Annotated in this window: 14 protein-coding genes and 1 tRNA gene; 6 read left to right on the top strand and 9 right to left on the bottom strand. The window is 62.3% G+C overall.

The genetic code is table 11. The annotated features are described in order from the left end of the window. Nucleotides 1-31 precede the first annotated feature (31 nt). Complete coding sequence (locus J2R80_RS02790; RefSeq protein WP_253637927.1) at nt 32-610, bottom strand: SpvB/TcaC N-terminal domain-containing protein; 579 nt, start codon at nt 608-610, stop codon at nt 32-34. Nucleotides 611-920: 310 nt separating this feature from the next. On the opposite strand from J2R80_RS02790, the gene J2R80_RS02785 reads away from it, so the two are divergent. The 4 genes from J2R80_RS02785 to J2R80_RS02770 all read left to right on the top strand — a co-directional run bounded on the left by J2R80_RS02785 (nt 921) and on the right by J2R80_RS02770 (nt 4,772). Next, complete coding sequence (locus J2R80_RS02785; RefSeq protein ID WP_253637926.1) at nt 921-3,956, top strand: RelA/SpoT domain-containing protein; 3,036 nt, start codon at nt 921-923, stop codon at nt 3,954-3,956. A 205-nt stretch (nt 3,957-4,161) separates the two neighbouring features. Continuing rightward, nucleotides 4,162-4,235 (top strand) — tRNA-Gly (locus J2R80_RS02780). A gap of 70 nt (nt 4,236-4,305) precedes the next feature. Beyond that, nucleotides 4,306-4,557 (top strand): DUF3551 domain-containing protein, encoded by a 252-nt coding sequence (locus J2R80_RS02775; RefSeq protein WP_076832446.1) that lies wholly within the window; start codon nt 4,306-4,308, stop codon nt 4,555-4,557. Between the two features lie 41 nt (nt 4,558-4,598). Beyond that, the gene (locus J2R80_RS02770; protein WP_194295406.1) at nt 4,599-4,772 is read left to right on the top strand and encodes a hypothetical protein; all 174 of its coding nucleotides are present in this window, start codon (nt 4,599-4,601) and stop codon (nt 4,770-4,772) included. A 354-nt stretch (nt 4,773-5,126) separates the two neighbouring features. Here the strand turns inward: J2R80_RS02770 and J2R80_RS02765 are convergent, their stop codons facing one another. After that, on the bottom strand, nt 5,127-6,146 hold the full coding sequence (locus J2R80_RS02765; protein ID WP_057016030.1) for an LLM class flavin-dependent oxidoreductase: 1,020 nt from the start codon (nt 6,144-6,146) through the stop codon (nt 5,127-5,129). Nucleotides 6,147-6,392: 246 nt separating this feature from the next. On the opposite strand from J2R80_RS02765, the gene J2R80_RS02760 reads away from it, so the two are divergent. Together J2R80_RS02760 and J2R80_RS02755 are read left to right on the top strand one after the other, a co-directional pair. Further along, the gene (locus J2R80_RS02760; protein ID WP_076832443.1) at nt 6,393-7,559 is read left to right on the top strand and encodes an NADH:flavin oxidoreductase/NADH oxidase; all 1,167 of its coding nucleotides are present in this window, start codon (nt 6,393-6,395) and stop codon (nt 7,557-7,559) included. Between the two features lie 36 nt (nt 7,560-7,595). Next, nucleotides 7,596-8,525, top strand: coding sequence for a dihydrodipicolinate synthase family protein (locus tag J2R80_RS02755; protein WP_076832441.1), 930 nt, complete (start codon nt 7,596-7,598; stop codon nt 8,523-8,525). 6 nt (nt 8,526-8,531) lie between these two features. Here the strand turns inward: J2R80_RS02755 and J2R80_RS02750 are convergent, their stop codons facing one another. From J2R80_RS02750 to J2R80_RS02720, 7 genes are all read right to left on the bottom strand, one after another. Continuing rightward, nucleotides 8,532-9,701: a cytochrome P450 gene (locus J2R80_RS02750; RefSeq protein ID WP_076832438.1), complete on the bottom strand. Its 1,170-nt coding sequence runs from the start codon at nt 9,699-9,701 to the stop codon at nt 8,532-8,534. A 109-nt stretch (nt 9,702-9,810) separates the two neighbouring features. Then, nucleotides 9,811-10,608, bottom strand: a complete 798-nt coding sequence (locus tag J2R80_RS02745) for a helix-turn-helix transcriptional regulator (protein ID WP_253637925.1) — start codon at nt 10,606-10,608, stop codon at nt 9,811-9,813. 164 nt (nt 10,609-10,772) lie between these two features. Continuing rightward, nucleotides 10,773-11,135 (bottom strand): nuclear transport factor 2 family protein, encoded by a 363-nt coding sequence (locus tag J2R80_RS02740; protein ID WP_076832433.1) that lies wholly within the window; start codon nt 11,133-11,135, stop codon nt 10,773-10,775. Between the two features lie 94 nt (nt 11,136-11,229). After that, nucleotides 11,230-11,550, bottom strand: a complete 321-nt coding sequence (locus J2R80_RS02735) for a cupredoxin domain-containing protein (protein WP_194295405.1) — start codon at nt 11,548-11,550, stop codon at nt 11,230-11,232. Nucleotides 11,551-11,561: 11 nt separating this feature from the next. Beyond that, entirely contained in the window at nt 11,562-12,083 is a 522-nt protein-coding gene (locus J2R80_RS02730) for a DUF4142 domain-containing protein (RefSeq protein WP_057016034.1), read from the bottom strand. A gap of 95 nt (nt 12,084-12,178) precedes the next feature. Further along, complete coding sequence (locus J2R80_RS02725; RefSeq protein WP_076832431.1) at nt 12,179-12,868, bottom strand: RNA polymerase sigma factor; 690 nt, start codon at nt 12,866-12,868, stop codon at nt 12,179-12,181. A gap of 94 nt (nt 12,869-12,962) precedes the next feature. Then, entirely contained in the window at nt 12,963-13,871 is a 909-nt protein-coding gene (locus J2R80_RS02720) for a LysR family transcriptional regulator (protein ID WP_076832428.1), read from the bottom strand. Nucleotides 13,872-13,927 lie beyond the last annotated feature (56 nt).

Below are 13,927 nucleotides of genomic sequence, written 5' to 3'. Positions count from 1 at the left end.
TCATAGAGCCCGCCGCGCCCGCGCGCATGCGTCAATCAGGCGGTCTTCGTCGTATGCGTACTGTTGAGGTCGCGCTGACGGTTTTTGAAAATGTGACTGAGCTAGCGCTTGTGCATTGGGCATAGCCGGTCGAGCCATAGGTACCAGTTTCAATGGAGGGCGTCGTCGTACTTAAAGTCGAAGTGACCGGTGTCGTACTCGCAACGAGTTCGCCGTCAATGGATGAAGTAAAGAAGGCGTTGGTGCCGTAAAGATATTGCGACCCTGTTTTATTGAGACGCTGGACATATGGAATGGAGAGTGACCAGCCGTATCCGGCAATGCCGTCGGATGTGCTTTGACTGTTGTATTGAAGAGATAGGTCCGGCTGGAGGCCATTGCGTCCAGGTGGAATATCCAACGAAAGTTGTTGCGTGAATGCTCCGCTCGCACCATCAATCTGTGGCGCATCGGACAATCCCCCAAATACGTTCAGGTTCGGAATGGTTGGCGAGCCATCACCAAACGAGGCGAACGCCAGTTGAGTAGGCGCGACAGTTATCGCGGCAAGAATAAAAAGCGAAATTGCTTTCGATTGGACTGACCCGGGTTTCCAATGAAGCGTTTCCACAAAGAAAAATTACCAACACCTGCACAATAGCATGCACACGCCGGCAGGGATGCGTTCAGATCGACCTTCTGTGGATAGCCAGCGCCCGTGGCGCGATCTGAACCGATCTACCCCCAGGTTCGCGCCGTGGAAGTGAGCGATCGCCGGGCATCAGATATATCATCCGCGTGCGACCGTACTCATCCAGCCTCAAGTGTAGTGCCTTTGTGGTCCTTCCCCCGAGAATCGTTTATCTCCTCCGTAACGCGCGGCTGTGTTTATAATTCCAAGGCCGCCTATTCAACGCGCATAGTGACGGCAGCGCACTTCTATGGATTTTGAAACATATTCCGGAACGAAGCAGTTCGTGTACGCCGAGCTTGCTGAAACCGTCGCCTCCATACTGAGCACGGCGCTCAAAGCGTACCCGGTGACCTTGCGGCTGCAACAAGTCCAGCATCGCGCCAAGAACGTCGATTCGCTGAGGAAGAAACTTGAGGATCGCAGTATTGTAACGACGACAACCCTTGAAAGCGACATCAAGGATTTGGCGGGCTGCCGATTGATCTTCTACACCAACTCCGATGTCGCACGCTTCCTACAAAGCGGTATCATCCAAGATAACTTCCACGTCGATTGGGAACGGACGAAAATCCACTATCCCGTTCCGGGCAAGAGCGACCCTGACGATCTCTTCATCTCGCACAACTTTGTCGTGGGCCTGAAGGAAGACCGCACAAAACTAGCGGAGTATGCTCGGTTCGCGGGGCTCGCTTGCGAAGTGCAATTTCAGACGACGCTCAATCACGCGTGGTCTGAGATGGAGCACGACATTCTCTATAAGGCGCCCAAGCTCGAGGGGTTCGGGGTCCAGCTCTTCGAAGCGATCAAGGCGCGCCTCCATGGCATTATGAAGACTCATCTCCTCCCAGCTGGGTATGAGTTCCAGAAGGCCCTCGACGACTTCGAGCGCCTCATGAGCGGCAAGGAAATCCTCGACCGGGGCGCACTGAAAGTGCTGGCGGAATGCTCTGATAACAATGCACGTGTCGAACTCTTGGAGCGTTTTCGCGATTATGTCGTGCCGCACTACGATGATCCGGCAAGCGTCTACCCGGAAATCAAGGACCAACTAGTCGCCGCGATCAAAGCGGCGCGCGCAACTAAAGTGCGGCCCATTGAAACACCCTTCGGAAACCTCCCGGGCAGGACCGCGGAGCGCGTTGCGGAGATCGCGACTGAAATCTTCATCCGCCTTCGATACGTTTCGGTGGAAATCACCTTCGATGCCGTCTGCCAGCTCTTCCCCGGAGCCCAAACGGATGAAGAACGGAAGCACGTGCTTCAAGTCATTGAAAAGACGGCCGAACACAATCTGGATGTTTGGAAGAAAGCAGGTCCGGCCGCGCAAATGATCCTTGTTCAGCAGATTCGAGGTCTCGCGCACGATCAAAGAGAGCCGCTGCGGCCGGTTCTCCGCGAGGCTCTTGGTGAAGTACTCGGTACTGAGGTAGAGGGGACCTCAAGCAGCTACAACACGGTAACCTTGCACTGGGGCGCCGTCGTGCCAAGCGAAGTGCTGCGGAAGCTGCGATCGGACGCCCTCGATATTCTGTTCGACTTGTACCGCACTGCGACCTCTGACCAGGAGCGGAGCGGCACCGAGCAAACGATATTTTCGGCGACGGGCATGCCTAGTCAGGCGAATTTTTCAGATGACTTGCTGATCGACGTGCTCAATGACAGCGCTCGGGTCGTGGATTTCTATCACGAAAGTGCGCCTCGTGACGCGTACGAGAGCCTGCAAAGGATTGAAAACCGTATTCTCTGGTTGCATCGGCGGTCAATCGGCATTCGCAACGATCCCAAATCGAACGCGGCGACCCTCACGGCTATAGGCATGCTGAGCGAGAGCATCCAGCGATTCCGTGAAGGAATCGACGCGAACGCGAAGTTCACGATCTACAAGACGCTCGTTGGCTTCGATTCCGTATTCCCGATCATGTGGGAGGACGAGAATTCAGACCCTGCGCAAGAGGATGAATATCGCAAGGCACGGATAGACGAGTTTGTAGCCGAAATCGATGAGACGAATGCCGACGAGTGGTTTTCGATCATTCAACGATGCGCGCAAACAGAATCGAACGACTTAGCGACGTTTCCCAGTTTCGGGGAGTTCCTGAAGAAGTTGAGCAAGGCGCAGCCCGTGGTCGTGCTCGGCTTTATGGAAAAGCTCGACGACAAACTGACGGGATTCTTGGGGGTCATGCTCTCCGGCTTGGAGGAGAGCAGCCTTGCATTGAAAGTGCCCGCCAAAATTTCCGAGTGGCTGTCTCAGGACAGATACCTAGTCCAGATCGCACACTACTATCGGTTTGCGGCGAAGCTCGACAATGTCGTCCTTTCCAAAATTTTGCAGGCCGGGATCAGGTTAGATAGCCATGCCGTCGTGTCACAGATTTTGGGGACGGTGTTCTACCGTTACGCAGATGGCACGCCAGACCTAATTGCTACGATACTGATCCCCGGCGTCCAGTACTTCGCTGAGAAAAAGGATACCGGATGGGTCGACCTTGCGTGGTACCTTCCTAAAGACCGATCCCCTCTTGCTGATCTCACGGAAGATCAGGCTGCAGTCATTTTGGACAGCCTTATTCCTGCTGAGCAGATCGAAACTCACGCGGACATGTTGCTAACGATCGTTGCGGAGCGATTTCCCGAACGCGTCTTCAACTTCTTCGGCGAGCGGCTGACAAACGCCGCAGCGAAAACGGCGACCAGTTCGTATCGCGCAATTCCCCACCGCTTCTACACGCTTCAAAATCGGTTCACAAACATCGTAGATTATGCCCTGGAAATTGTACGCAAAACGTTCGTCAGCGGCGATCTGATGTTCGAATTTACCGGCGGGCGCCTGATCGCGGCGAGTTTCCCCGGATGCCCGGACGCGCTGCGAAGCAAGTTATCTTCACGCTTGCGAGCCGGCACCCGCGAAGAAGCGGAGTTCGTCCTTCGTATCCTTTCGGCTTATCGCGGCGAGGCTATTCCCTACGATCTGTGCAAAGAGATCGTGAGAGTACTTCCTTTAGATGACGAGTTACTCGAATTGCTTTCCACATTGTTGCAGACTACCGGGATCGTATCGGGGGAGTTCGGGTTGGTTGAGGCCTATAAGCAAAAGCGGGAGGCGCTGGTGCCTTGGCTGTCTGACGATAATGGGAAGGTACAGGCGTTCGCCGCACGGGACATCAAGAGCCTCGATCTCCAAATCGCTGCGGAACAAAGGAGAAGTGAGGAGGACATGGAAATGCGTAAGCGCATGTATGATGATCCTACAGGCGCGGACGGCCAAAGCCCGAGGAAGTAGACCTGGCGCGCGGCCAATCGGCAAAAAGGGGCGTGTTCGCGCTCGTAAGCGCGTCAGACGCCCGCTTCAAATTGCCTTTAGCTGCATCGCTTGACACCACGCGGAGGTTCGTATGAATTTGGGTATCCGCTGGGATCAAGGCCGTGCCAAAAGCGTGCCAAGCAAGCTTGGCCTGATGAAAAAAGACAAGCAATATCAAGACATTGCGGGCGTAGTTCAATGGTAGAACGGCAGCTTCCCAAGCTGCATACGAGGGTTCGATTCCCTTCGCCCGCTCCAGCCTTCAGGCAAATGTCGCGGGACAGTTTGTCGGCATGGCAATGTATTTGGCGACAGCAGGAGACGTGACGTGAGGTTGCTTGGAGCGCTGCTGCTTGCGCTGGGCGCGCTTTGGATGACGAGGCCGGCATCCGCGCAAATGTATGATCCGCGCTATCCCGTCTGCATGCATGTTTACGGTGAGTTGGTCGGCGAGCGCATGGACTGCATCTTCACGTCGATAGATCAGTGCCAGGCCAGCGCTGTGGGCATGCCGGCGACCTGTCTGGTGAACCCTTATTATGCGCCAAGGTCGGCGCGTCCTCATCGGCCTGAACGATGACTTTTCCGGCGGTATCGCGAGCGTTCATTTGAGATCAGTGCATGGCATGGTGGTACTACGCGTTCTTCGCGATCGTTCTGCTCGGATGTTGTGCATTGGTGGTTCGCGCCCGTCGCGGCAGCAATACGCGAGAAGACGAGGAGCTGAACCGGCGGATCGATGAGCGCGTCGATCGGCTCGACCTCACCCGGCGCAATCGCGACAGGGATTCCTGACCCAGTGGATCCGCAGACGGCCTTTCGTTATTATCCCGGGATATTACGGCGATCTGTTCACGCAACGTGCGCGCCTAACGCACCGTACTCGACCTGTTCTTCTCACAACGCGCAGTTATGTTTCCGTAGTTCTCCGCGTTTGAGAACGAAGTTCCGCCGGAACGATGTCGCGGGTTCCGGCATTGGTCGAGTAGAGCCGACCGACCTCCGGCGAGAACGGTCGGTTCAAGCCCGCGCCTGGCCGTTCCCTCTCAACAGCCCCCTAGAAGACGGCCGGCGCGGGTCCTTATCCCGGTCCTGCTCGATGTGACGAGGCTGCGCGCCGGGCGAGTATCGCTGACGTTCGCGATGGATTCAGCGCCAGCCCAAAGCGGGCGCGATCTGGGTCAAGATCGTCTCGATCACATGCGCGTTGTAATCGACGCCGAGCTGATTGGGGACGGTCAGAAGCAAGGTATCGGCCTCTGCGATCGCCTCATCCGTCTTGAGCTGCTCGATCAGCCTGTCCGGCTCGGCGGCGTAGCCGCGGCCGAAGATTGCGCGCGTCCTCTCGTCGATGAAGCCGATCTGGTCTTCCTCCTGGCCGTTGCCGAAATAGGCGCGGTCGCGATCGTCGACCAGCGCGAAGATGCTGCGGCTCACCGAGACCCGCGGCTCGCGCGTGTGCCCGGCTTCCTTCCAGGCGGCACGATAGGCCCGGATCTGGGCGGCCTGCTGGACGTGGAAAGCCTCTCCGGTCTCGTCGTTCTTCAGCGTCGAGCTTTGCAGGTTCATCCCGAGCTTCGCCGCCCACACCGCGGTGGCGTTCGAGCCGGCGCCCCACCAGATGCGCTCGCGCAGGCCTTCCGAGAGTGGTTCGAGCCGCAGCAGGCCGGGAGGATTGGGAAACATCGGCCGTGGATTGGGCTGCGCAAATCCCTGGCCGCGCAGCATGTCGAGGAAGATCTCGGCATGACGCCGGCCCATGTCGGCATCGGTTTCGCCCTCGCCCGGCTGATAGCCGAAATAGCGCCAGCCATCGATCACCTGCTCGGGTGAGCCGCGGCTGATGCCGAGTTGCAGGCGTCCCCTCGCGATCAGGTCGGCCGCGCCGGCGTCCTCGATCATGTAGAGCGGATTTTCGTAGCGCATGTCGATCACGGCGGTGCCGATTTCGATCCGGCTGGTCCTGGCGCCGACGGCCGCCAGCAGCGGGAACGGCGAGGCCAGTTGGCGGGCGAAGTGATGGACGCGAAAATACGCACCGTCCGCGCCGAGCTCTTCGGCCGCGACCGCAAGGTCGATGGATTGCAGCAGCACATCCGCGGCCGAGCGGGCCTGCGACTGCGGCGAGGGCGTCCAGTGCCCGAACGAAAGGAATCCGATTTTCTTCATGCCGACAATGTAGGGATGTCCGCGACGAATTGCGATCCGTGACGTGACCCGGGGATGACCGAAAGTGTCTACCCGCCGGGAAATTTTCTGCGGCAGATGTTGCCGGTTTTGCAGATCGCGCCGCTCCGCAAGTGCTGCATGCGTGCAGGTCTTGCCGCCTGCGCCGCGGCATGACTTGCGATCCCGGGGCGCGCCGCCTAGCTTTCCGCCACGATTTCTCCCGCCAACACCGTCCCGCAGGTCCCGATGTCGCAGCCGCTTCTGTTTCAGCCGATCACGCTTCGCGGCGTGACCTCCCGAAACCGCATCCTGATCTCGCCGATGTGCCAGTATTCGGCAACCGACGGCTTGGCCAATGACTGGCACCTTGTCCATCTTGGTAAATTTGCCCAGGGCGGCGCCGGGCTCGTGACGGTCGAGGCTGCGGCGGTGACCGCGGAGGGCCGCATCACCCATGGCGACGTCGGCATCTGGAACGACGAGCAGATCGCGCCGCTCGAACGGATCGCCGCCTTCCTCAAGGACAATGGCGCAGTGCCCTCGATCCAGCTCGCGCATGCCGGCCGCAAGGCCAGCATGCAGCGTCCCTGGTACGGCAATGCCGCCCTCGATGAGGCCGACCGCGGCCGCGGCGATCTGCCGTGGCGGACGGTGGCGCCGAGCGCGATCCCGATGGAAGACGGCTGGCTGATGCCGCACGCGCTCGACGCGGCCGAACTCGCCGCGCTGCGTGAGCAATGGCGGCGCGCCACCTTGCGCGCGGTGGAGGCCGGCTTCGAATTCGTCGAGGTGCATTGCGCGCATGGCTATCTGCTGCATGAATTCCTCTCGCCATTGTCGAACCGCCGCACCGATGCCTATGGCGGCGATCGCGCCGGGCGGATGCGCTATCCGCTCGAGATCATCGAGACCGTGCGCGCGGCCTGGCCGGCGGAGCGGCCGCTGTCGGTGCGGATTTCCTCGGTCGACGGTATCGACGGCGGCCTGACGCTCGAGGACCAGGTCGCGTTCGCCCGCGAAGCCAGGGCGCGCGGTGTCGATTTGATCGATTGCTCGTCGGGCGGCCTGCTCGGCTCGGCGACCGCGGCGCGGATTCCGCGCGGCTACGGCTTTCAGGTGCCCTATGCCGATGAGATCCGCCGCGCCGCCGACATTGCGACCATCGCGGTCGGCCTCATCCTGCATCCGCAGCAGGCAGAAGATGTCCTGGCCAACGGCCAGGCCGACCTGGTCGCGATCGGCCGCGAGGCGCTGTTCGATCCGAACTGGCCGCTGCACGCCGAGCTCGCGCTCGGCGGTGCAGGCGGCGAGGTGTTTGCGTCCTGGCCGAAGCAGTATGGTTGGTGGCTGGAGCGCCGCGAGCCGGGCCTGCGCCGGCTCGATGGCCCGCCGCTGCCGTTCCGCCAGAGCTGACAAGAAAATCCGACAACAACCTGGGAGGTCGTTATCATGACATCAGTCGCAAAGCGCCCCTATCGCGGCGTCTTCCCCGTGGCGCCGACCATCTTCGACGCCAACGGCAATCTCGACCTCGATGGCCAGCGGCGCTGCGTCGACTTCATGATCGACGCCGGCTCCCACGGCATCTGCATCCTCGCCAATTTCTCCGAGCAGTTCGTGCTGACCGACGCCGAGCGCGAGACCGTGATGCATACGGTGCTCGAGCATGTCGCCGGCCGCATTCCCGTCATCGTCACCACCACGCATTTCTCCTCGGCGGTCTGCGCCGCGCGCAGCCGCGAGGCGGAAGCCGCCGGGGCTGCGATGGTGATGATCATGCCGCCCTATCACGGCGCGACCTTCCGCGTCGGCGAGCCAGCCATCTATGAGTTTTATCGGATCGTGTCGGATGCCATCAACATCCCGATCATGATCCAGGACGCGCCGGTCGCGGGCACGCCGCTCTCGGTCGATTTCCTGGCGCGGATGGCGAAGGAGCTCGCCAATATCAGGTACTTCAAGATCGAGGTGCCGATGGCGGCGAACAAGCTGCGCGGCCTGATCGAGAAGGGCGGCGCCGAGATCGAGGGGCCGTGGGACGGCGAGGAGGCGATCACGCTGATGGCCGATCTCGATGCCGGCGCCGCCGGCGCGATGACCGGCGGCGGCTATCCCGACGGCATCCGCCAGATCATGGATCCGTTCTTCGCCGGCCGGCGCGACGAGGCGGTGCAGGCCTATGCGCGCTGGCTGCCGCTGATCAATTACGAGAACCGGCAATGCGGGCTGCAGGCCTGCAAGGTGCTGATGCGCGAGGGCGGCGTCATCAAGTCCGATGCAGTGCGCCACCCGCTGCAACCGCTGCATCCGGCGACGCGCGCGGGGCTGATCGAGATCGCGCGGACACTCGATCCGGTCGTGCTGCGCTGGGGACGGTAACGGGGGCTATGCGTCCCACGTCACCGGCAAATCCAGCAGGCCGCGGAACGCCCAGCCGCCGATCCGCGCCGGCTGGTGCTCGATCAGGCGCAGATTCTTCAGCCGCTTGAAGATCGCGGGCAGCGCGACGTCGGCGACCATGGCGCGCGAGGCCCAGGCGCCGGCGCAGAAATGTGGACCGGCACCGAACGCGATGCTCTTGCTGGCGTCGCGGCGCACGTCGAACGCGTCGGGCTTGTCGAAGTGTTTCTCGTCGCGGTTCGCCGAGCCGAACATCAGGAACACGCGCTCATTGGTCTCGAAGGCGACGTCCCTGATCGTCCAGGGCTTTGCGATCCGCCGCGGCGACATCCCGATCGGCGAGATCCAGCGCGCATATTCCTCGAACACCTGCAGCCACGGGATCGTGCCGCTGGTCGCCAGCGCAAGCTGGTCGGGATGGGTCAGCAGCGCCCATACCGTGCCGGCGATCGCATCGCGCGGCTCGTTCTGGCCGCCCGAGATCGCAAGCTTGATATTGGCGCGCACGCTCTCCATCGGCATGTCGGTCTGCAGCATCACGCCGAGCAGGCTGAGGTCGGGCGTCTTGCGCAGCCTGGGGACCATGTCGTCGATCGCGGCATCGATCCCGGAGGTCGCCGCATGGCAGCGCGCCTCGATCGCGGGATCGCCGACATAATTGGCGATGCCGTCGATCATACCCTGCGACCACGCGTTCATGTCCTGGAAGCGCATGTTGGTGAGGCCGGTGATCGACTTCAGGCATTCGGCCGAGAACGGCAGCGCGAACGCCTGCACGAAATCGACCACGCCATCCGGCTTCAGTTCGTCGAGGATGCGCGTCGCGTGGGCTTCGAACTGCGCCGTCCAGTGCGATCTGACCGTTTTGGGCGAGATCGCCGGAAAGATCGCCTTGCGCTCGTTCATGTGCGCATCGCCGTCCTTGCGCATCATGTTGTGGCCCATCAGCTTGTTCATCAGCCCCTCGGGCTGGTGCGACGAGAACACGTCGATCTGCTTCTCGGAGATGAAGATGTCGTCGCGGCTGCACAGCAGCGTGCTGCCGAGTTGCGGCACGAAGGCGATCGGCGCCTCCTTGCGCATACGCGCCAGCGCCGGGTAGGGATCCTGCCAGAAGGCGGGGACGTCGATATTGAAATGGGGCGCGGTGCTCACGACGTGATCTCGGTTTGGCCTCGGGTTTTCGGACCGAGCATAGGCCGGGCGGCGCGGCCCGTCTGTCCCCACCGCTGGGGACAGCGGGAGACCATCGCCTGGAGCACGCTCAGTTCAACTGGCGCGCCGAGGCCATCAGGCGCAGCGCGATCGCGAACAGCTCGTTCTGCGAGGAGATGCCGAGCTTGTCATAGGCGCGCTTGCGATAGGTGAGGGCGGAGTGCAGCCCGATGCCGAGCTCGGCGGCGATCGCTTCCGAGCTGAGGCCGGAGAGGATGCGCAGGCAGACCTCCTGCTCACGCCCGGTCAGGCTGGCGAGCGGTTCGGCGGTCGCAAACAGGGTCTTCAACCGCTCGATCGGATCAACATCCGCTGCCGGGTCGCGCTGGAAATGCCGCGCCACGGCCGCCGTCAACGCCGGCGCGACCGCGGCCAGGCGCGCGATCTGCTCGCGGCTGAAGCGGCCTTGCGCGGTGATCTGGTAGAAGTTGACATAGAAGCAGGTGTCGCCGGTCCAGATCGCGGACGCGAACTTGTCGACGATGTCGGAGTCGTCGAAGAAGATCTTGCGGTAGCCGTCGCTGTACATGCGGCGGGCGAAGGTCGGCAGCACGATCGGTGCGGGCTGCGCCCGTCCCTCGAACACCGCATCGCGGTTCGGGTCGGCCTGATGGAAATGCTCGGAATAGGCGATCCCGAGGTCGCGCCCGGTCGGGATGTTGCCGACATCGAGCAGGCACGCGGCGGTCCGCGGACCGGTGAACGAGAACACCATGCAATGGCCGACCCCGGCGACGCGGCGCAGCGCGCCGATCAGGGCCTGCGGAAAGATGTCGCGGCCGATCGCCAGCAGCGCCGGCGTGATGTCGCTGACGACAGAAGTCTCGAAGGCGTAATCTGCCTTCATGGCGTCCTCCCTGTGTTTCGGGAAGACTAGAGCCTTTTCCGTTCCGATGGAATCGGAACGGGGCTCTCTATTCTTTGTTTTGACGCGTTTTTCTTGACGCGAACCGGGATCCACTTCGCTCGAAAACGCTCTGGCAGCGACGTCGCCGGCGTGGAAGCGGCGCCTCAGGCGCCCGGCACCTGGTCGAGGAAGCCGGTGATGCTCCTGATCCGGCCGTCCTTCAACATGGCGAAGTCGGTGCCCTTGATCGGGCTGTCGACGCCGTCAGGGCCAAGGCCCCAGGAGAACCGGACATGGTCGCCGAAGCCGTTCGGCTCCCCGATCAGCTTGAAGCGGAAGTCCGGAAACTTCTGCTGCACGCCGGCGATCAGCGCGTCGACGCCCTCATGGCCGTCGCCGTTCATCAGCGGATCGATATAGCGCGCATCGGCGGTCCAGTTCTCGCTCAGCATCTCGCGACGCCGGCTCGGCGTCCGCTCGTTCCAGAGATCGATATAGCGGCGGGCGATGGTGGCATGGTCGGTCATGGTGCTCTCCTTCGATAGTGCCGGACTGTGCGGCGGTCCGGACTATCGAAGGTTCGCGTGCGCCGATCGATTACCTCTGAGGTCATCGCGCGGGCTATGGTGCGATGGTCAGCACCGCCTTCATGTTGGGATGGTAGCGGCAGTAATAGTCGACCGTGCCGGCCTTGGTCAGGACCGACTTGACCGTCTTCTTCGGCGCGATCGTCACGTCGAAGTCGCCGTTCTTTGCGGTGGCGGTGTGCGCCAGCACGTCCTTGTTGACCCATTCGATGGTGTCGCCGACCCTGGCCGACACCTCGGCCGGGGAGATCACCAGATTCTCCATCACGATCTGGATGGTGGCCGCATGCGCCGGGACGGCCATCGCGCCGAGCGCGAGCAAAGCCAGCGTTGCGAGACAGCGTCCTGGCAACATCGCGCGCCTCCTTACTTCAGGCCGGCCGCGACGTGTTCGGCATGCTGCTGGTGGCCCTGGAAGATCTTCAGGCCGGTCTGCAGCAGGCCCTTCAGCTCGGGATTGCTGGCCGAGGGGATCAGCTGCGTCTCCAGCGCGGTGTTGACGGCCTTGTGGTAGGCGACCTCGTTGTCGATATAGGCCTTGTCATAGGCGGCGCCCTTCAGCTTGCCGAGTTCGGCGAGCTTGTCGGCCGCCTGTTTCGACAGCGCCTTGCTGGTGTCGTTGTCCTCCGGCGTCACCTTCAATTTCTTGACGAGGTCGAGCGCCTGCTTGTTCACCGCCTCGTGGTCGCGCGCCATGTCCTTGGCGAACGCCTTGACCTCCTTGTTGGAGGCCTTCTCTTCCGCCTGCTTGGCGGCATTGATGTCGATCACGCCGGCCGTATAGGCGATGTGCGCGATCTGCGGATCGGTCGGCTTTGCGCCCTGCGCCAGCGCAGCGCAGTTGAGGAGGCTGAGCGCGGCGACCGCGATACCCAATCGAACGAACATGGTTTGACACTCCTGTTGAGCCGGGCGTAGCGCGCGGCGCGTCGTTGCTTGCACAGGAGTTGGATGGTGCGGACGAGCAGAGGTTCCCGAAAAATTCAGGCCGTGGCGCGCAGCCGTTTCAGAACCGCCTCGGTCAATCGCTCGCAGCGCTTGCCCGCGAAGGGAAAGGCCTCCATGACGACGGGGCCGATCTTCCGCTCGACATTGTCGCGCAGCATGGTGCGGGCGCGGTGCAGGCGGGTCTTCACGGTTTCCGGCTTGAGGCCGAGGATCTCAGCGGTCTCCTCGACATTCATGCCCTCGATCACGCGGGTGATGAAGACGAGGCGGAACGCCTCGGGCAGCTCGTCGATCGCGTGCTCGACGACGCGCTGGATCTCACGCTGGGCCATGGATTTTTCCGGATCGTCCGTTGACGACAGGGGGAACTGGATGATCTGGGCTTCAGGAGCACCTTTCGGCAGATCGGACCATTCGACGCTGCTGTGCCTGCGGCGCAGGCGGCCGAGCGCCTCGTTCATCGCGATCCGCGACAGCCAGGTCGAGAGGCTGGAGTCGCCGCGGAACTGGTCGAGATGGGTAAAGGCGCGCACATAGGCGTCCTGAACCACGTCCTCGGCCTCGTGGTCGTTGCGCAGGATGCCGCGCGCCAGCCGGAACAGCCGGCGATTATTCGCCTGCATGATGGCGCGGATTGCGGCCTCGTCGCGGGCGAGCGCGCGTTGCACCAGCTCGGCATCGCCCGAGCTGGTCGGCGGCAGGGACGTTACATGGGCCTGGCGCATGGCGGGTCGCCCTCACTGTTGGCGGAATAATATCATTGGATGCCGACCGGCCGTGCAGGTTCCCGGGAAAATGGTAATCGGCCAAAAAAGACCGCTACGGCCTGATATAGGCCTCCGGATCCCCGCGCGCATGCGCCTCCATCGCATCGAGGAAGCAGCGCACCTTCGCCGGGACAAATTGCCGCGCCGGCAACAGCGCATGTACGTTGAGCGGCTCGCAAACATGATCGGGCAGCAGCCGCCGCAACTGGCCGGCCGCGACGGCGGCGCGGGTGTAGCTGGCGGTGACCCGCAGCACGCCATGGCCCGCGAGCGCCGCCTGCAGCCGGACATGGGCATTCGAGCTGGTCAGGCGTGCGCGATCGACCGCGAGATGCTCGACCGCGCCGCCGGGAGCGGTGATCGCCCATGGCGGATCGCTGGGGCCGGTCAGCAGCGGCAGCTTTCGTAGATCATCCAGCGTGCGCGGCTCGCCGAATTTCTCCAGCAGCGCGGGTGCCGCGAACAGGCCGCGCTCGAGCGTGAAGACGCGGCGGATCACGATGCCGGCCGACGGCAGCGGTGCCTCCAGCATCGCAAATACGATGTCGTAGTTCTCGGCGATCGGACTAACGATGTCATGCTCGACATCGATCCTGATCGCGAGTTCCGGATAGCGGCCCATCACCGCGCAGGCGACCGGTCCCGCATGATGCGCGCCGAATTCATAAGGCGCCTTGATGCGCAGCGTGCCCGCAACCGCGCTCGACATCGCCAACGCCTCGCTGTGGGTGTCGTGCAGCGCGGTGAACAGCGGGCGCACCTTGCGATAGATGGTCTCGCCGGAATCGGTCAGCCGCAGGTGCCGGGTGGTGCGCTCGATCAGCCGCAGCCCGAGATTGGCTTCGAGACGCTGCACCGCAGCACTGAGACTCGATTTGGGATGGCCGAGCACGCGCGCGGCCGCGGTGAAGCCGCCATGCTCAACAACCTCGCAAAACAGCTCCCAGTCGCGCCACTCCATGGCCGATTGTCCATCCACCGGTACAGTGTGTCCAGCCAAATCGGATTATCCCGGTG

The sequence above is a fragment of the Bradyrhizobium sp. USDA 4541 genome (genome assembly GCF_024171085.1).
Classification (GTDB): Bacteria; Pseudomonadota; Alphaproteobacteria; order Rhizobiales; family Xanthobacteraceae; genus Bradyrhizobium; species Bradyrhizobium australafricanum.
This window is presented reverse-complemented; position numbering and strand designations above follow the sequence as displayed.